Source organism: Bradyrhizobium sp. T-1, from assembly GCF_053592855.1.
This window is the reverse complement of sequence record NZ_CM132115.1, coordinates 2,926,182-2,944,193: the sequence shown is the minus strand read 5'-3', so window position 1 is coordinate 2,944,193 and position 18,012 is coordinate 2,926,182. Positions and strand designations below refer to the sequence as shown.

The following is an 18,012-nucleotide window of genomic DNA, read 5'->3' as shown; positions in this document are numbered from 1 at the left end:
GAGGCTTGATTCAGCCTGTGGTACGAGGATAGGTTCGCGGCCACTCAGAGGAAGCCGCTTCAATGCTCGCCAATCCGTTCTTGATCTACATCCTTACTTTTGGCAGCGCTCTTGCGATCTATCAGCTGGGATGGTCCGAGATATATCCCCCGACGACGCGGGGCTTGGTGCTGTTCTTCGCGTTCAGCTTTGTCGTTGCGGGCGTCGCAGGCTGGCTGGTGCAACCCCGGGTTCGTTCGATAAGGGCCTACCGTGCAGGCCTCCTGCCGGGCTGGGCGGTCGCCGTGCCTCTCGCCTGCTTTGCCGCCGATCTTGCTTATGCCGGCAGCGTGCCCCTGATCGACATGATCCGCGGGCAGTTTCACTACACGTCCTTCAAGGGTATGCCCTCGCTGCATGTTTTCGCGGTCACGTTCGGCAGCGTGTTCTCCACCATCCGCTTCGCCGACTTCCTCTATGAGACCGGCCGCGTGCGCTGGCGCTATCTTGGCGAGGCTACGCTTCCAATCATCTTCCTTCTTTCGATCGTCTACCGGGGACCCGCACTGATCGTGCTGACGTCCTGGGTTTTCGTCTTCCTTATTTATCTCCCGCGCATCCGAGTGAGCCATGTCGTGAGTATGGTCGCCCTCGGAACACTGCTGCTCTTTGGTGCCGCCAAATTTGGCGAAGCACGAAGCGGTAATGTCAATGGCCTGGGGCACGCGACTGAAGCATTCCACGGATCAAACCTCGGACCAGTCGCGTTTTGGCTGTTTCTCTATTCAACTGGCCCGCTTGCGAATTTTCAGTACGCCGTCTCGACCGTCAAGCCACCATACGATCTGAAGAAGATTCCAGAATACGCCGTGAGCGAACTTCTGCCGGATGCGATCTCGCATCGGATCCTGCCCAGGCTCGGCGTCAGTCCGGACAGGAACATCCCCGAATTTTCAGATAACTTCAACGTTTCGAGCGTGTTCAGCCGATCATGGATCTTCTTCGGATGGTTCAGCGTCCTGACGACGTTCGCTGTCTTCATCTTCATTCTGTACGCCTATATCGGCGTGATCCGCACATCGCCGCTCGCAGTTCCCTCTCTTGCGCTCCTCAATACGTTCGTCGTTTACAATCTGTTCGACAACATGATTGCGACGACCAGCATAGGCATTCAGATCGTGTGGCCGCTGCTCCTCGGCCTGCTCCTGAAGAAGCGTGCTTCGTTCGAGGCGGAGCCATTACGCGCCTGACGCGCGTCGCCTTGCTCGCACCGACAATTCCGCAGCGCGGGGTTCGTCGGCTGCTTGCGCGGAGGTTACTTGCCGCTGGCAGGCAAGGCGTCCCGCGGCATCAGGTACCAGAGCAGGAAGAGCAGAGCCCCGCCATGCGTCAGCAGGGCCGTTGAAAGCGGAACGTTCAGGAGGTTCTGCACGAGCATGCCGCCCGATACCAGAACGAAAGACGCCGGCAGGCCAGCCGATGCCCGGTTTCCGAAAGCGATCACCATGCCGCAAAGGAAGACCGTGACCGGCGCATAGAGCATGCCCACGGAGGCGATCCCCTCGGTGGTGAACAGGGAGGCGTTGTAGGTTCCGCCTCCGGGGAAATACTTCAGCATCACGACCCCCAACTGATCCTGATAGGGGCAGGCGATGAACGGCTTCAACACCTTGATCTGGCAGAAATGGGTGAGCTCGTGACTGGCGAAAAATTCGTTGTAGAGGTCGAGTGCGAGCGACGGGACCGCGAGCAATCGGAAGTTCACGATGAAATGGTAGGCCCCCGCAAACCGAACGACCGGACCAATGCCCCCGAGGAAGGTGAAGAGCAAAACTCCGGCAACGATCGGCAACAACAACGACAGAACAACAACCACCCTCGCCTCGAACAATCTTGCGAGCAAGGCGAGAACGATCAACCAGGCCGGCGCGAAGAAAGCCATCTTGCTGACGGCGATCGGGTAGTAGAGCAGCATCAGCAGCACGACCGCACCGGCCCGCCAAAACGAATTCCGCGCGACGCAGTACGCGAACAGGAACGGCAGCAGCGAGCCCGAAGTGATGCCGATCAGATAATTCACGCTGGTTGGCAGCGCGTCGGTCCGTAGCAGGGACGCATTGTCAGGTGACACAAATCTGAAATTGTAAGCCGCCCCGACGGCGACAGTCGCCGCGCAAACCAGGAAGAGAACCAGGAGCAGGCGATCGAACGATTTGACCGACAGCATTCGAATCTGCGGCAAGGACGATCGCAGGAACAGCACGGGCAGGAGAAAGACAATCGCCGACGCGGCAGCGGACAGCCGTGCAGCCTCGTGGTCATAGGCGCGGAGCGAGAAGAAGCTCAGCCACAGATAGCCCAGCACCATGGAGCAGAGGTAGAAACCCACGAAGTAGCCGATACTGAACTCGGCAACGACGAAGAGCAGAAATGCGGGTGCAAACAGCGCGACCGCCATCAGCGCCGATGTCAGCGCGGCGGACCCGTACACGATTTGATATTCAGGATAGAGCTTGGAAACATTCGCAGCTGAGACGCAGAATACGGCAACGGACAGCACAATCAGGACCGCCAGGATCGGGCGTATCGACCAGCCCCCGTTCGCGGAGCCGGACCCCGGCAAGGCGTTGGCCTGATCGGGCTGCAAGATCTTCAATCCACGAACACGACCGTCTTGCGGCCGTTGAGGATGACGCGGTCGTCGAGGTGATAGCGGATCGCCCGCGCCAGCACGCGGCGCTCGATATCGCGGCCCTTGCGGACCAGATCTTCCGGCGTATCGCGGTGGCTGATGCGCTCGACGTCCTGATCGATGATCGGACCTTCGTCGAGATCGCGCGTGACGTAGTGCGCGGTTGCGCCGATCAGCTTCACGCCGCGCTCATGGGCCTGGTGATAGGGCTTTGCGCCCTTGAAGCCCGGCAGGAACGAGTGATGGATGTTGATGCAGCGGCCGGACAGCTTGGCCGACAAATCATCCGACAGGATCTGCATGTAGCGGGCGAGCACCACCAGATCGGTTCCGGTCTTGGCGACGAGATCGAGAATCTGCGCCTCCTGCTCGCTCTTGGTCTCCCTGGTAACAGGCAGATAGTGGAACGGGATGCCGCCGAAATCGAGCCCGGCATAGACCTCGCGCGGATGGTTGGAGACGATCGCAGCCAAGGTCATCGGCAATTCGCCGGTGCGCCAGCGATAGAGGATGTCGACCAGGCAGTGGTCGGACTTCGACACCAGCAGCGTCACCTTGCGGTGCGCGGCGCGGTCGCGCATCTGCCACTCCATGCCGAAACGCTCGGCGATCGCGGCAAAGCCGGTCTGGAGCGCGGACAATTCCACGGCAAGATCGGCCGCGGTGAACACGACGCGCATGAAGAACTTCTTGGTCTCGACGTCGTCGAACTGCTGGGCGTCGAGAATGTTCTGCCCATTATGGGCCAGAAAGGTCGAGACCGCCGAGACGATGCCGGGGCGATCCGGACAGGACAGGGTCAGAACATATTGATGATCGGGCATGGCGCTGACTAAACTTTGGGCAAGGGCCTTGGATAACCTGGATTCGCACCCCTGCTCTATCACCGGGCGCGTCGCCGGGCCAACCTCTTAGATGACTGCCATGTTACCAAGGGCACGATGGCGGCTGTCCCCACCAGCCCGTATTGCGGGCGCCGACCTCCACGATGCACGTCGGGGGCAGACCGGGCTTTTCGAAGTGATAGAGCAGCCCGTAGCTCTTGCCATCGACCGATACGTAGCGGGCCGCCCGGTCGGGATCGTTGAATTTGACGCGGGAGCCAAAGTCCACGCTGCTGTCCGCCAGCACCTCAAGGACCACGGCAACGGGGACATCATATTTCTGCAGAACCGGATAAAGAGCCGGATAAGCTCCCTTTGCCGTGTAATAGTTGTCCAGAACGCTCATCAGCATGCGTGCGTCGCGAACCCGCGGCTCGAAGAACTCCAGCCGGTGCAGATACACGTATCCGAAATAGGCAGCCAGGACCGCTACCACAGCGACGGCTATTCTGAGGAACTCTCGCATGGCTTGCTGTATCATCGCTGGTGACCTTGCGCCAATCCCACGCCAGGAGGCAGGATGAAGCGCCCACTGCACCGGAGCACGCCCATGGCCGACCGTTTGACCGGCACCCGCATCCTGATCCTCGAAACCCGCGAGGAGGCGCAGTTCTCGAAGCTCCTGGCCGAACAGGGTGCCGAGGTCGTGCAATGTCCGATGTTCGCCATCCAGGATGCGCCGGACCCCGCCCCGGTCGAGGCCTGGATCCGTCGTGCCATCGACAAACCGCTCGACGACCTCGTGCTGATGACCGGCGAAGGCCTGCGGCGGATCATGAAGCTCGCGCGCACCCGCGCGTTGGACCAGGCCTTTGTCGGGGCGCTCGCCAAATCGCGAAAATTCACCCGCGGCCCGAAGCCCGGCAAGGCGTTGCGCGAAATCTCGCTCGAGGCGCAGCAGACCACCGAGAAACCGACCACTGAGGGCGTGATCGAGATGCTCGCCAGGCTTGACTTGAAGGGACATCGCCTCGGCCTTCAGCTTTATCCGGACAAGGACCACAGCGCACTGACCGGCGCACTGGCCGCGCAAGGCGCCGAGGTCGACACCGTGTTGCCCTATGCCTATGACTCGAGGGCTGCGGACGCCAACATCGTCGCCGCCATCGATGACATGGCGGAGGGACGCATCGATTCCATCGCGCTCACCAATCTCGGCCAGGTCCGCCGGCTGATCGAGGCGGCCCAGGCGCATGGCAGCGAGGCGAAGCTGCGCGCGGGACTCGAGCGGACACTGATCGCCTCAGTCGGACCGGCAGTCTCGGGCGAACTCGCCGCGCATGGTTTGCGCACCGACATCTCGCCCCCGGACGAGGCCTATTTCATGCGGCCGCTGATCTCGGCGATGGCAGCGGCGCTGGCGGAGAAACGGCCGAGGACGGCGGGCTGATCTTCTTTGCGTTAGCTTGCCACTTGTGAGACGGCCGACATCAGCTCCTGATGGCTCGGCGCTCCGAACATGCGCTGGCCGCCGTCCGGAACCTCGGTAAACGTCCAGCGCACGATCCCTTCCCGATCGAGCAGGAACTGGCCGAACAGCTGGCCTGTGCCGCTCGCCGCCATGCGTTGATCGGCTTCGGTCATCTCGTAGCCGTCCTTGTTGTTGAGATACTCGGCGGCCGCAGGCCGGTTCATCGGGCCGGGCAATTCGCCGGGCATGTCGACTTGCATGCTCATGACGACGCCCATGGCGACCTTGCGCGGCCACTCGGTCTCGTTTTCCGTGAACTCGAGATTGGGCAGGCCGAACGCGCGATGCGAGAGCCGCTCGGGGTCGGACGCTGCGAGCAGGTTGGGCAGAGGATGATAGCGGAAGTAGAGCCGCGCCCGGTCGGTCGGCGTATTGACGACCGTGAGACTTTCGACGCCCTTTCCGCGCAGCGCGCCGTCAAGCTGGGCCTGCGCCGCGATATGGCGCCGGCAGAACGGGCAGTGCAGGCCCCTGAACAAGCCGACCAATATCGGACTATGCCCGCGGTAATCCTCGAGCGCGATCTTTCCTGTGCGTGTGATGGCATCCAGCACGACGTTCGGTGCGCGATCGCCCGGTTGAAGCGGTCCATCGACATCACGGCCTGACATGGTTGAACTCCCTCATATTGGCTAGTCAAGAAACGGCAGTACGATCAGCCCTGCGGGATCGAGCCCGTGCCGGTTACAGACATCATGGGCCATCGCGAAATAACGCTCGGCCTCCGGCATGTCGCCTCGATCAAGGTTCAAGGTCGCAAGACCATCATAGCACGGAAAAAGCTGCTGCGGCTCACCGGTCTCAGTCGCGACCTCGATCGCCTCGTGGTAGCAGCGCGCGGCCAGATCGGGCCGGAAATGGCATTGGTGGATCTGCCCGAGCACGATCAAGGGTACCGGCAGATGCTCGCGCTGATCGAGCGCACGGTCAATCTCGATCGCCTTTTCGGCGGCCGGAACACCCTCGCCGCTACACCGGTCCGTGAATGTGCAACAGGCAACGGCATAATTCGCAAGGAGGCGCGCCACAAAGCCGAGATCGCCGATACGATGCGCGACATCGAGCCCGCGCCGGCAGACCTCGATGGCTCGCGCCGGATCGACGAGCGTGTAGAGCACGCCAAGGTTGGTGTAGCCGCGACACTCCACGTTGAGGAGGCCTGCGGCTTCCGCTGCCGCGACACTTTGCTCCACCTCGCGCACCGCCTCCGGGTATCGTCCAAGCCGCGCCAGCGCGACCCCCTTGGTATTGAGGGCCTCCGCAATGGCACGAGCCGCTTCGAGCCCGACCCGCTCGTCCGCGTCCGGCGGTACAGACCGGGCATAGCCGAGCGCCTCGTCTGCCCATCTTGCGGCGGCGACGTGATCACCCACGCGAAAGGCGAGACGACCGCGCTCTTGCAAGAGGTGCGCCCAATCGATCGGCGCGTCGGTCCCGCCAAGCCGCTCAGCCGCATCTGCGTAGTGCGTTTCCGCCCTGACGCGCTTGCCGGCGTCCCAAAACAACTGGCCGAGCTTGCGAAGAATCCGCGCTTCGCCGATGCGCTCTTCCGCCGTGCGGTGTCCCTCCAGCGCACATCGATAATGCTCCTCGGCCGTACTTCGGCGCCCGGCCACGCGGCAGAGGTCGGCAATGCGCTCGTGCAGGACGAGGCGTTCCGGCTCTCCTTCACTGCCGGCCGACAACACGGCAAGGGACTGCTGGTAGAAGCGAAGCGCATCGTCATTGGCATAGCTGGCGCCTGCGCGATCACCGGCCACGCGCAGATAGCGCGCGCCTTTCGGCTTGCTCGCGCTCAGACTGAAGTGATGTCCGAGCAGGATGAGATCTTCGAGGCGCTCGGGCTCGTTGCCATGGAGCCGCTCCAGTGCGGCACCAATCCTTCCATGAAGCTCGATCCGCCGCTGCAGAAGCAGATTTTGATAGATCACGTCCTGAAGCAGGGTTTGCGTGAAGCGGTAGGTCCGCAACGAAATCGAGTTCGATCCCGCGATCTCCTCGATGATTTCCGCGTCGCACAGAAGTTCGAGCCCGACCTCGACCCTTGCCGGCTCGGTTGCCGCCGCAGCGAGAGCCGCGACATCAAAACGCGGACCGATCACCGCCGCTTCCTGTGCCAGGTGGCGCACCTGATGCGGCAACCGGTCGAGGCGCGCCAGCAACAACGCCTGAATGCTCGCCGGAATATCGGCGGCGGCATCATCGGACGTTATCCGCCACTGCGCGCCGTCGCGCCCCAAGGTGCCGGCTTCGATGAGGCCGCGTATGATCTCCTCGAGGAAAAGCGGATTGCCGCCGGCGCGGTCGAGGATGCGACTGAACAGACGCCCCGGCGGTTCGCACCAGCCCTGACTGAAGTAGGCCGCGAGCAGCCTTTGTCCATCAGCATCGCCGAGCTGAGGCAGCCGAAGGGTTGTGTGACTGATCCTGCTCGAGCCGAACTGATCCAGTTCCAGCATCGGCCGATGCGTAAACAGCAGCATCAGGCGCGTCCGCTCCAGCCGGTCCGTCAGGAACCGCAACGCTTCAAGCGACACCGCATCAGCCCAATGCAGGTCCTCGACGATGATCAACAGCGGCGACAGGGCCAGGCGGCGTTCGAAGACGGTGCGAATCGCGAAGAATATCTGCCGGCGGAGCTGTTCGGGCTCGACATGCCTGAGCGCGGCGTTGGGGTCGCCGAGGCCGAGCACGTGCAGATAGAGGGGCATCAGGCGGTCGGCCTCGTCGGTCGCGAGGCCAAGCTCCGCCAGCGCTTCGGCGACTTTCGCCTCCGCCTCTGTGGCGCCGGCCTTCTGCGCGATGCCATAGGCGCTGCGCAGCACGGCGGCGAGCGCGCCGTAGGATTGTTCGCCGAGCGGCGAGCAAGCTGCCTGCCGGATCGCCACGCCTGCGAAACGATCCTCGTCGCGGATGCGGGCGACGAATTCGCTGACCAGGCGCGTTTTCCCGATGCCGGCTTCACCGACCAGCCGCACCAGTTGAGCCGCGCCGCCGCACGCCAGATCAAGGCTGCCCATCATGCGCGCAACCTCGGCGTCACGGCCGATCAGCGGCGCATTGAGGCCCAGCATGTCGAGGCCTCGCGCCGCACGGGGCGTATCGAGCGGCTCCTTCAGACGGTGGACCAATACGGTGCCCATCTTGCCCTTGAGCGAGACTTCGCCAAGCGAGTCGTAGGAGAACGCATGCCGCGTCAGACGGTGGGTCAACGGTCCGACCAGCACCTCGCCCGGAGCCGCCATCGACTGCAGTCGCTGGGCGGTATTCACCGTATCGCCGGTCACCGAATAGGATTTGGCAGCGCCCACACCGAGCCCGCCCGCGACGACGTGTCCGGTGTTGATGCCGACATGGAGCTGAAGCGGTGAACCGGCATACGCCTTCGCACGTTCGCTGAGGCGCGCCGTCCGCCCGATCATGTCGAGGGCAGCGCGGACCGCCCGTTCCGGATCGTCCTCGTGCGCCGTCGGCGCACCAAACAGGGCAAGCAGCGCATCGCCGATGAATTTGTCCACGAAACCGCCGAAGCCTTGCACCGCGGCCGTCAACTCCTCGAACAATTCGTTTTGGAGCGACTGCATGACCTCTGGATCGAGCCGCTCGCTCATCGCGGTAAAGCCACTGAGATCGGCAAACAGCACGGTGATGGTGCGGCGGTTCGCTTCGCCCTCGACCTCACCCGAGCGAGGTCCAAATTCGGCTTGAGCCTCCGCCCTCGGCACGAGCGGCGGAGAGGAGGAACGGATCGGAGCGGTCGTCGGGCTCGTCCGCGCCGATGCCTGCGCTCCGCCCGTCGGGACCTCGCAGACGAGGACGCCGCACTTCGGGCAATAGGCGAAATCCGGCGCGCATGGAAAGCCGCAGCCAGGGCATGCGTTCGGCTGCTTCGTGCCGCACTTCGGGCAGAAGGCAAAGCCGCTCTGGACCTCGAAACCGCAACCCGAGCACTTCATGGCCCAAGACCTCGCGGAAGCCGCGATGGCGCGATCTGCTGGGCCATACCGGATGGCCCACGATGTGGGCCAGAATGGCCTCGGCGAGGCGGAAGAGCAAGCGGGCGACCGGTCTACCCCCTCCCAGCAACAGGTCCAACGGCGCGGCGATGCTGCGGGTGCACTGGCGCATAGTACGTCGCCGGCAAGCATGGCCGCATGCAGTGGCACCAATTGACACCCGCATCGCCGGTACTACCCTGCTGAGGAAATGACAAATAAGAAGAGTAAGGGAATCGCCGTGACAGGCGTCATCGCGTTGTGAGCCCAGCCGCACGGCGTTCGGCGCTCGCACCATTCCGCATCCGCAACTATCGCTTTCAGTGGCCGTCGGACCTGCTCACCTCCTGGGCGTTCGAGATCGAGACGCTGGTGCTCGGCTGGTACATCCTGGTCGAGACAGGCTCGGTGCTGCTGCTCACCGTTCTGGCGTCGCTGCAATATGTCGGAACGCTGATTGCTCCGGTGCTCGGGATGGTCGGTGATCGCATGGGTCACCGCGATCTTCTTGTCGTGCTGCGTCTCACCTATACGGTCCTCGCCTCGACCATCATGGTGCTGGCGCTGACCGGGCATCTGGCGCCGTTCAAGGTGATGATCATCGTGACGATCATGGGCCTGATCCGCTCCTCGGATCTCGGCCTTCGCAGCGCACTTCTCGCCGACATCATGCCGGCCGAGCTGTTGGTGGGGGCGATCAGTCTGTCACGCACGACCCAGGACAGCGCGCGCATCGCCGGGGCGCTGACGGGAGCCGGACTGTTCGCGACCTTCGGGATCGGCAAGGTCTATGCAGTGATCGCCTGCCTGTATGTCGTGGCCGCCCTCCTGATGCTGTGCCTGACCCGGCCGGCAAAGTCCGCCGCGCATCGCGCGGCCGGGAGCCATTCGGGCTCGCGACTGCTGCGTGATCTCAAGGAAGGCATCGTGTATTCCTGGAACGGGCCGGCAATGCTGGCCGCGCTTTGCGTCGCGTTCCTTGTCAATCTCACCGCGTTTCCGCTGACCAATGGATTGCTGCCCTACATCGCGCGCGACATCTTTCATACCGACCAGACCGGCCTCGGTTATCTCTCGGCGAGCTTCGCCTTGGGCTCGCTGATCGGCTCCGTCACGCTAAGCCTGGTCGGCGGCCTGCGCATTGCCCGGCTCCTGATCGGCGCCACGCTGGCCTGGTACACGCTGCTGCTGCTGTTCGTCGAAATCAAGACCATGCCCGTGGCCATGGCTTGCCTCGTGCTGGCCGGCATCGCCCAGAGCCTGTCGATGATCTCGGCTGCCGTGATCCTGATGCGGACCGCCAGCGCGCACCTGCGCGGGCGCGTCATGGGCGTGCGCATGATGGTGATCTACGGTCTGCCGATCGGATTGCTCACGGCCGGCAGCCTGATCGACCTCATCGGCTTTTCGGCGACGGGGTCGCTCTACGCCGCCGGAGGCTTCATCGCGATGCTGGCCATCGCGATCCGCTGGCGCGCCGACCTCTGGCCGGTGCACGCGCCCGCCAATGCCCGCTAGGGCCCCGTTCCGATAAATCGTTCGCTCGAAAACGCTCTAATCCCCGTAGCCGCGCAGCCGCTCGACATTGAGGATGGTGACGCCACCGTATTCGAGGCGCAGCAGCCCCTCCTTCTCGAGCCGGTTCAGCGCGCGATTGGCGTTCTGGCGCGACATGCCGGAGAGCGCCCCGATCTCCTCCTGGGTGATCTCCAGATGCGCAGTCGATTCCGGATAGAGGATCGGGTTGAACAGCGAGGCAATGCTCCGGGCAAGCCGAGAGGTCGCATCCAGCGTCCGGTTGACCTCGAGCATGCCAATGAACTGGCCGAGCCGCTCGTTGAGCTGGCGCACCAGGAAGCGGTTGAAGCCGACGCTGTTCTCGAACAGCCACATGAAGGCGCTGCGCTCCATCAGGGCGACGCGGCTGACGCGCAGTGCGACCACGTCGTAGCGGCGCAGCTCGTTCTTGAGCACGCTGCCCTCGCCGAACCAGGCGCCCGCCGTAAGCCCCGCAAGGCTCGTCTCCTTGCCGTCGCGCGAGACCCCGCCCATGCGGGCGAGGCCGCTCACCATGCCGGCCCAATAGTCGAACTTGTCGCCGCGCATGAACACGGTCTCGCCGGTGCCGTAGGACCGCTCTGTGATCCCGGCGCGGGCGACCTCGATCTCCGCCGGCGTGAGCTCGCGCGACCACGCGGCGACGCGCTTCAGTTGATCCTCTGAAATCATGACCCCGAAGCCAGCCGCACCGTTTCGTCACTCCATCCGCCTGCTGCACTGCAGCACGATCGTTCCGACCACCATCCTACGAAAGATGGATGTGGCTGCTGCCCGAAAAACTTTGTCGCAGAATTGTCAGGCCGGAGACATTTCAAAATAGCGCTTTCCCCTATTGAGAGCCACCTCGGGTGTTGCGGCTTTTGATCCCAAACGGGTGCGAAAGTGGCGCGGCTCCGGTCGGGACCATGTGCTGCATGGCCTCACCGGCACGACCGTACTAGGATCGCCCGAGAGGAACGGACGAAGAGCGCCGCTGAACGCGCCATCACCGGGAGGGATTTGTTTGGTGGCTACCAGTCTCGAAGTGCGCGGCGTGTCCCTGCGGTTCGGCGGCGTCCGCGCGCTGACCGATGTCAGCTTTGCCATCAGGGAAGGCGAGCTGTTCTCGATCATCGGTCCCAACGGCGCCGGCAAGACCTCGATCGTGAACTGTATTTCCGGTCGCTACAAGCCGACCGAAGGCCAGCTGTTCTACCAGGGCAGTGACATCACCGGCCTGACGCCGAATGCGCGCCCCAAACTCGGCATCGGCCGCACCTTCCAGAACCTCGCCCTGTTCCACCACATGAGCGTGCTCGACAACATCATGGTCGGCCGCCATCACCTGCTGAAGAACAATTTCCTCACGGGCTCGCTGTACTGGCTCACCGGCGCGCGCAAGGAAGAGCTCGAACATCGCCGCAAGGTCGAGGAGATCATCGACTTCCTCGATCTCCAGTCGGTGCGGAAAGCGCAAGCCGGCACCCTCTCCTACGGCCTGCGCAAGCGCGTCGAGCTCGCCCGTGCCATGGCACTGGAGCCGCGCCTCATCCTCCTCGACGAGCCGATGGCCGGCATGAACTTCGAGGAGAAGGAGGACATGGCCCGCTACATCGTCGATCTCAACGAGGAGTTCGGCATGACGGTGGTGATGATCGAGCATGACATGGGCGTGGTGATGGATATCTCCCATCGCGTCATGGTGCTGGATTTCGGCAAGAAGATCGCCGAAGGCGATCCGGCCGCTGTGCTCGCCGATCCCCACGTCAAGCGTGCCTATCTCGGTGAAGAGGACGAGGTGCTCACTGATCCCGACGACAAGCCCGAGGCTCCGGAGTGCGCCGCATGATGGATTATGCAGGGCGCGTCGCGCAGGCCGATACCTATCCGAAAATGCTCCGGCTCAATGCCAGAGAGCACGGCAACGAGATCGCGCTGCGTGAAAAGGATCTCGGCCTCTGGCGCCCCTTCACCTGGAACGATTACCAGACCCGCGTGCGCGACTTCGCGCTCGGGCTGGTCGAACTCGGCCTCGGCCGCGGCGACGTCATCGGCATCATCGGAGACAACCGGCCGGACTGGGTTGCGGCGGAAGTGGCGACCCATGCGATCGGCGGATTGAGCCTGGGGCTCTATCGCGATGTGCTGGACGAAGAGGCATCATATCTCCTCAACTATGGCGAGGCCCAGCTCGTCTTCGCCGAGGACGAGGAGCAGGTCGACAAGCTGCTGGCGCTGGCCGAGCGCGTGCCGAAACTGAAGCACGTCATCTATTCGGACCCGCGCGGCATGCGGAAATATGACGACCCGCGCCTGATGTCGGCGGAGAAGTTCGCCGAACTCGGCCGCGCCCGCGCGACCCGCGAACCGGACCTCTACGATCGCCTCGTGGATGCGACCAAGGGCGAGGACGTCGCGATTCTCTGCACCACGTCGGGCACGACGTCGCATCCAAAGCTCGCGATGCTCGCTGCCGGCCGCGTGCTCGGGCACTGCGCGACCTATCTCGCCTTCGACCCGAAGGGCCCCGACGACGAGTACGTCTCCGTGCTGCCGCTGCCGTGGATCATGGAACAGGTCTATGTGCTCGGCAAAGGCCTGCTCTGCCGGATGAAGATCAACTTCGTCGAAGAGCCGGACACGATGATGAATGATCTGCGCGAGATCGCGCCGACGTTCGTGCTGTTCGCGCCCCGCGTCTGGGAGACGATCGCCGCCGACGTCCGCGCCAAGGTGATGGACGCGACGCCGTTCAAGCAGCGCCTGTTCGACATCGGCATGAAGTCCGGTCTCGCCGCGCTCGAACAAGGCAAGCGCTCCGGCTTCGCCGATGCGATCCTGTTCCGCGCGCTGCGCGACCGGCTCGGTTTCACCCGCCTGCGCTCGGCGGCCACCGGCGGCGCCGCGCTCGGGCCCGACACGTTCAAGTTCTTCCAGGCCATGGGCGTGCCGCTGCGCACGCTCTACGGCCAGACCGAGTTGCTGGGGGCTTACACGCTGCATCCCGAGGGCAAGGTCGACCCCGACACCACCGGCGTGCCGATGGCCGACAATGTCGAGATCCGCATCGACAATGCCGACGTCCACGGCGTCGGCGAGATCGTGGTGCGGCATCCCAACATGTTCCTCGGCTATTACAAGAACCCTGAAGCGAGCGTCGCCGACATCAGGGACGGCTGGATGCTGTCGGGCGATGCCGGCTATTTCAACGCGAACCGCCAGCTCGTCGTCATCGACCGCATCAAGGATCTTGCGGAGACCTCGCGCGGCGAGCGTTTCTCGCCGCAATTCATCGAGAACAAACTGAAGTTCTCGCCCTACATCGCGGAAGCCGTTGTGCTGGGAGCCGGCCGCGACGCGCTCGCCGCGATGATCTGCATCCGCTACTCCATCATCTCGAAATGGGCGGAGAAGAACCGGCTCTCGTTCACGACCTACAGCGACCTCGCCTCCCGGCCCGAGGTCTACAAGCTGCTCCAGAAGGAGGTCGAGACCGTCAACGCCACGCTGCCGCCGGCCCAGCGCATCTCGCGCTTCCTCTTGCTCTACAAGGAGCTCGATGCCGATGACGGCGAGCTCACCCGCACACGAAAAGTTCGCCGCGGCGTCATCAACGAGAAATACGCTGGAATCATCGACGCGATCTATCGCGGCGACGCCGACATCCCCGTCGACACCGTGATCCGCTTCCAGGACGGCACCACGCAGCGCGTCCGCACCACACTACGGGTCGTGGACCTCGGTGGACATGGCCCGATGGCGGAGGCGGCGGAGTGAGACAGGTATCCATCGCGAACGGTGCTGCCCTTCGCCTCTCCCCGCTTGCAGGGAGAGGCCGGAGCGCGTCAGCGATCCGGGTGAGGGGGAGCCTCCGCGAAGGCGGTGGCAATCGTTTCGAGAACCCCGACCAGATTGGTCGACACATCGTTGTTCCAGAACCGGCGATACCAGAGTTTCCCTTCCGCATCCGTCAACGCGGCTCGCAAGTGTCTGGCGCGCTCGGTCTTGGATTCGTCAGCACCTCGCATGCGGAGACTCCCCCTCACCCGCCGCGCGTTCCGCGCGTCGGCCTCTCCCCGCAAGCGGGGCGAGGCGAAGATAACACGGAACCGACATGAACACCGCCTTCCTCATCCAGCTTCTGGTCAACGGCCTCGTGGTCGGCACGCTCTATGGCGTGGTCGCGATGTCGTTCGTGCTGATCTACAAGGCGACGCAAGTCGTCAATTTCGCGCAAGGTGAATTGCTGCTGGTCGGCGCCTGGGTGTGCTGGGCGCTGCTCGCCAAATATCAGGTGCCGTTCTGGATCGGCATGCCGATGACGCTGGTGTTCATGTTCGTGTTCGGCATCGCGATTCAGGTCCTGATCCTGCGCCCGATGATCGGCGAACCGATCATCTCCGTGATCATGGTGACGATCGGCCTCTCCACCGTGCTGCAGGCGACGCTGAAATGGATGTTCGGCGTCAACCCGCAGCCCTTCCCACGCGTGTTCGAGAGCCAGTCGGTCGGCCTGTTCGGCCTCCAGGTCCAGACCGTCTATGTCATGAGCCTCGTGGTCTCAGTCGCGATGATGATCGGCATGGCCTGGTTCTTCCGCGCTTCGAAGTATGGCCTGGCGATGCGCGCCACCGCGTTCAACCAGCAGGTCGCGCAATCGCTCGGCATATCCGTGAAGAGCGTGTTTGCGATGGCCTGGGCGATCTCGGCGACCGTCTCCGCCGTGGCGGGCGTGGTCGTCGCCGTCGTCAACGGCGTCTCCTCCGGCCTTGCCGCCTACGGCATCAAGGTGTTTCCGGCAGCGATCCTGGGCGGGCTCGATTCCGTCGGCGGCGCGGTGCTTGGCGGCATCATCATCGGCCTGCTCGAGAACGTCGCGCAGTATGTCGACAGCGAGTACCTGCACTGGGGCAATCTCTACGAGATCGCGCCGTTCTACGTCCTCATCATCGTGCTGATGATCAAGCCTTACGGCCTATTCGGCACCCACGACATCGAACGGATCTGACCCATGGCCGGCCCTGCCCTCATCCCTGCTGGTGATTTCCGCACCTCCTATGCGGCCGACACCACGATCTTCCCGACCACGACCAGCCGCAACTTTGCGATTGCGGGCGTGCTGCTGCTCTGCCTCGTTCCGCAAGTCCTCGGCGGTTACTGGCTCAGCATCCTGATCCAGATCGGCATCTTCTCGATCGCGGCGCTGGGGCTGAACATCCTGGTCGGCTTCACCGGCCAGATCTCGATCGGCCATGCCGCCTTCTTCCTGCTCGGCGCCTTCACCTCGGCCTACATCTCCAACAACGCACCGATCCCGGTGTTCTTCGCGATCCCGCTTGCGGGAATCGTCACCGCGCTGGTCGGATTGATCTTCGGCATCCCGGCGGCGCGGCTGAAGGGGCTCTATCTCGTCATCGCCACGCTGGCTGCGCAATACATCCTGCTCGACTTCTTCTCCCGCGCCGAATGGTTCTCGGGCGGCTCGGTGCCGGCCAGCGCGAATCCGTTCTCGATCTTCGGCTACACGTTGCGCGGCGACAGGCAATATTTCTACGTCGTGCTGGCCTACGTGCTGGCGAGCTACATCCTCGTCACCAACCTGATGCGCACGCGCGACGGCCGCGCGCTGGTGGCGATCCGCGACCATTATCTCTCCGCGGAGATCATGGGCATCAACCTCACCAAATACCGCACGCTGTCGTTCGGTCTCGCCGCCTTCTTCGCCGGCATCGCCGGCGCGCTCTACGCGCACTACCAGCAGGTCGTGTCGCAGGAAGGCTTCGGCATCGAACGCTCGATCCTGTTTCTCGCCATGATCATCATCGGTGGCACCGGCTCGATCATGGGCACGCTGATGGGCACCGCCTTCGTGGTGCTGCTGCCGGAATCGATCGAGCTGCTCAGCCTGTACCTGAAGGGCGGCGCGATCGACAAGGCGCTGGCGCTCAACAACAACATCACCTTCCTGCGCGAGATCACCATCGGACTGATCATCATCGCGTTCCTGATGTTCGAGCCGGACGGCCTCGCGCATCGCTGGCGACAGATCAAGGCGTACTGGAAACTCTACCCGTTCTCGCATTGAGCCCGGGCAACTTCACTTAAACAATAAACTGGAGGAACCGACCCATGACGATGAAGTCCCTTTTGAGCACCGCATCGCTCGCGCTTGTGATCGCGGCATTCTCCGCGAGCGCGCAGGCGCAGATCGCGATCGGCCATCTCGCCGATTATTCCGGCGGCACCTCCGACGTCGGCACGCCCTACGGCCAGGCCGTCGCCGACACGTTCGCCTGGGTCAACAAGAACGGCGGCATCGGCGGCAAGCAGCTCAACGTCGACACCAACGATTACGGCTACCAGGTGCCTAAGGCGATCGCGCTCTACAAGAAGTGGTCGGCTCCCGACAGCAAGGTTGCCGCGATCATGGGCTGGGGCACCGCGGATACCGAGGCGCTGACCGGCTTCCTCGCCCAGGACAAGATCCCCGACCTGTCCGGCTCCTACGCCGCCGCTCTCACCGATCCCGAAGGCGTCAGCGGCAAGGCCAAGCCGGCGCCCTATAATTTCTTCTATGGTCCGAGCTATTCGGACGCGCTGCGGGCGATGCTGATGTGGGCGGCCGAAGACTGGAAGACCAAGGGCAAGCCCGGCAAGCCGAAATTCGTCCACATGGGCGCCAACCATCCCTATCCGAACGCGCCGAAGGCCGCCGGCGAGGCCATGGCGCAGGAGCTCGGCTTCGAGGTGCTGCCGCCGCTGGTGTTCGCGCTGACGCCGGGCGACTACAGCGCGCAGTGCCTGAGCCTGAAATCGTCGGGCGCCAATTACGCCTATCTCGGCAACACCGCAGCTTCCAACATCTCGGTGATGAAGGCCTGCAAGACCGCGGGCGTCGAGATCCAGTTCCTCGGCAACGTCTGGGGCATGGACGAGAACGCCGCCAAGACCGCGGGCGATGCCGCCAATGGCGTGATCTTCCCGCTGCGCACGCCGGTGAGCTGGGGCGGCGATGCGCCCGGCATGAAGACGGTGATGGAGATCTCGAAGATGTCCGACCCCACCGGCAAGGTCTATCGCCCCGTGCACTATGTCGCCGCGGTCTGTTCGTCGCTCTACATGAAGGAAGCGCTCGACTGGGCTGCCAAGAACGGCGGCGCCACCGGCGACAACGTCGTGAAGGGTTTCTATCAGAAGAAGGATTGGGTGCCGGCAGGCCTGGAAGGTGTCTGCAATCCCTCGACCTGGACCGACAAGGATCACCGCGGCACGCTGAAGGTCGACCTCTATCGCACCAAGATCTCGGGCCCCACCGACGGCGAGCTCAACGACCTCATGGCCAAGGGCACGATCAAGCTCGAGAAGGTCAAGACCGTCGAGCTGCCGCGCAAGCCGGAATTGCTGGGCTGGTGATCGCAATCTCGGACGTCATGGCCGGGCTTGTCCCGGCCA

The 18,012-nt window shown here is 63.6% G+C and carries 15 protein-coding genes; 8 read left to right on the top strand and 7 right to left on the bottom strand.

Going from position 1 to position 18,012, the window contains the following annotated elements; genetic code table 11:
- Positions 1-62: 62 nt before the first annotated feature.
- Positions 63-1,229, top strand: a complete 1,167-nt coding sequence (locus tag ACWAT4_RS14040; RefSeq protein WP_212446638.1) for a hypothetical protein — start codon at positions 63-65, stop codon at positions 1,227-1,229.
- A 65-nt stretch (positions 1,230-1,294) separates the two neighbouring features.
- Here the strand turns inward: ACWAT4_RS14040 and ACWAT4_RS14035 are convergent, their stop codons facing one another.
- The 3 genes from ACWAT4_RS14035 to ACWAT4_RS14025 form a co-directional block, all read right to left on the bottom strand.
- Positions 1,295-2,626, bottom strand: coding sequence for a hypothetical protein (locus tag ACWAT4_RS14035; RefSeq protein WP_212301272.1), 1,332 nt, complete (start codon positions 2,624-2,626; stop codon positions 1,295-1,297).
- A 5-nt stretch (positions 2,627-2,631) separates the two neighbouring features.
- The gene (purU, locus tag ACWAT4_RS14030; RefSeq protein WP_212446640.1) at positions 2,632-3,495 is read right to left on the bottom strand and encodes a formyltetrahydrofolate deformylase; all 864 of its coding nucleotides are present in this window, start codon (positions 3,493-3,495) and stop codon (positions 2,632-2,634) included.
- A gap of 103 nt (positions 3,496-3,598) precedes the next feature.
- Entirely contained in the window at positions 3,599-4,036 is a 438-nt protein-coding gene (locus ACWAT4_RS14025; RefSeq protein ID WP_212301274.1) for a hypothetical protein, read from the bottom strand.
- 69 nt (positions 4,037-4,105) lie between these two features.
- Here ACWAT4_RS14025 and ACWAT4_RS14020 point away from each other — a divergent pair, with 69 nt between their 5' ends.
- The gene (locus tag ACWAT4_RS14020; protein WP_449730775.1) at positions 4,106-4,945 is read left to right on the top strand and encodes a uroporphyrinogen-III synthase; all 840 of its coding nucleotides are present in this window, start codon (positions 4,106-4,108) and stop codon (positions 4,943-4,945) included.
- Positions 4,946-4,956: 11 nt separating this feature from the next.
- On the opposite strand, the gene ACWAT4_RS14015 is transcribed toward ACWAT4_RS14020, so the two are convergent.
- Both ACWAT4_RS14015 and ACWAT4_RS14010 read right to left on the bottom strand, forming a co-directional pair.
- Positions 4,957-5,637: a redoxin domain-containing protein gene (locus tag ACWAT4_RS14015; RefSeq protein WP_212301276.1), complete on the bottom strand. Its 681-nt coding sequence runs from the start codon at positions 5,635-5,637 to the stop codon at positions 4,957-4,959.
- Positions 5,638-5,658: 21 nt separating this feature from the next.
- Complete coding sequence (locus ACWAT4_RS14010; RefSeq protein ID WP_449730774.1) at positions 5,659-8,982, bottom strand: adenylate/guanylate cyclase domain-containing protein; 3,324 nt, start codon at positions 8,980-8,982, stop codon at positions 5,659-5,661.
- 300 nt (positions 8,983-9,282) lie between these two features.
- Here ACWAT4_RS14010 and ACWAT4_RS14005 point away from each other — a divergent pair, with 300 nt between their 5' ends.
- Entirely contained in the window at positions 9,283-10,539 is a 1,257-nt protein-coding gene (locus ACWAT4_RS14005) for an MFS transporter (protein ID WP_449730773.1), read from the top strand.
- Between the two features lie 36 nt (positions 10,540-10,575).
- Here the strand turns inward: ACWAT4_RS14005 and ACWAT4_RS14000 are convergent, their stop codons facing one another.
- Positions 10,576-11,250, bottom strand: coding sequence for a Crp/Fnr family transcriptional regulator (locus tag ACWAT4_RS14000; RefSeq protein WP_212301278.1), 675 nt, complete (start codon positions 11,248-11,250; stop codon positions 10,576-10,578).
- 337 nt (positions 11,251-11,587) lie between these two features.
- Here ACWAT4_RS14000 and ACWAT4_RS13995 point away from each other — a divergent pair, with 337 nt between their 5' ends.
- Both ACWAT4_RS13995 and ACWAT4_RS13990 read left to right on the top strand, forming a co-directional pair.
- Positions 11,588-12,409 (top strand): ABC transporter ATP-binding protein, encoded by an 822-nt coding sequence (locus tag ACWAT4_RS13995; RefSeq protein ID WP_212301279.1) that lies wholly within the window; start codon positions 11,588-11,590, stop codon positions 12,407-12,409.
- Positions 12,406-14,337: a long-chain fatty acid--CoA ligase gene (locus tag ACWAT4_RS13990; RefSeq protein ID WP_212301280.1), complete on the top strand. Its 1,932-nt coding sequence runs from the start codon at positions 12,406-12,408 to the stop codon at positions 14,335-14,337. The genes ACWAT4_RS13995 and ACWAT4_RS13990 overlap by 4 nt, the downstream gene beginning before the upstream one ends.
- A 68-nt stretch (positions 14,338-14,405) precedes the next feature.
- On the opposite strand, the gene ACWAT4_RS13985 is transcribed toward ACWAT4_RS13990, so the two are convergent.
- On the bottom strand, positions 14,406-14,588 hold the full coding sequence (locus ACWAT4_RS13985; protein WP_449730772.1) for a hypothetical protein: 183 nt from the start codon (positions 14,586-14,588) through the stop codon (positions 14,406-14,408).
- Between the two features lie 86 nt (positions 14,589-14,674).
- Between ACWAT4_RS13985 and ACWAT4_RS13980 the strand changes: the two genes are divergently transcribed.
- From ACWAT4_RS13980 to ACWAT4_RS13970, 3 genes are read left to right on the top strand one after another with little or no spacing between them, the layout of a single operon-like run.
- Positions 14,675-15,568 (top strand): branched-chain amino acid ABC transporter permease, encoded by an 894-nt coding sequence (locus ACWAT4_RS13980; RefSeq protein ID WP_212301281.1) that lies wholly within the window; start codon positions 14,675-14,677, stop codon positions 15,566-15,568.
- A 3-nt stretch (positions 15,569-15,571) separates the two neighbouring features.
- The gene (locus ACWAT4_RS13975) at positions 15,572-16,645 is read left to right on the top strand and encodes a branched-chain amino acid ABC transporter permease (protein WP_212426258.1); all 1,074 of its coding nucleotides are present in this window, start codon (positions 15,572-15,574) and stop codon (positions 16,643-16,645) included.
- A gap of 44 nt (positions 16,646-16,689) precedes the next feature.
- Positions 16,690-17,973 (top strand): ABC transporter substrate-binding protein, encoded by a 1,284-nt coding sequence (locus ACWAT4_RS13970; protein WP_212444485.1) that lies wholly within the window; start codon positions 16,690-16,692, stop codon positions 17,971-17,973.
- The last annotated feature ends 39 nt before the right edge of the window (positions 17,974-18,012 follow it).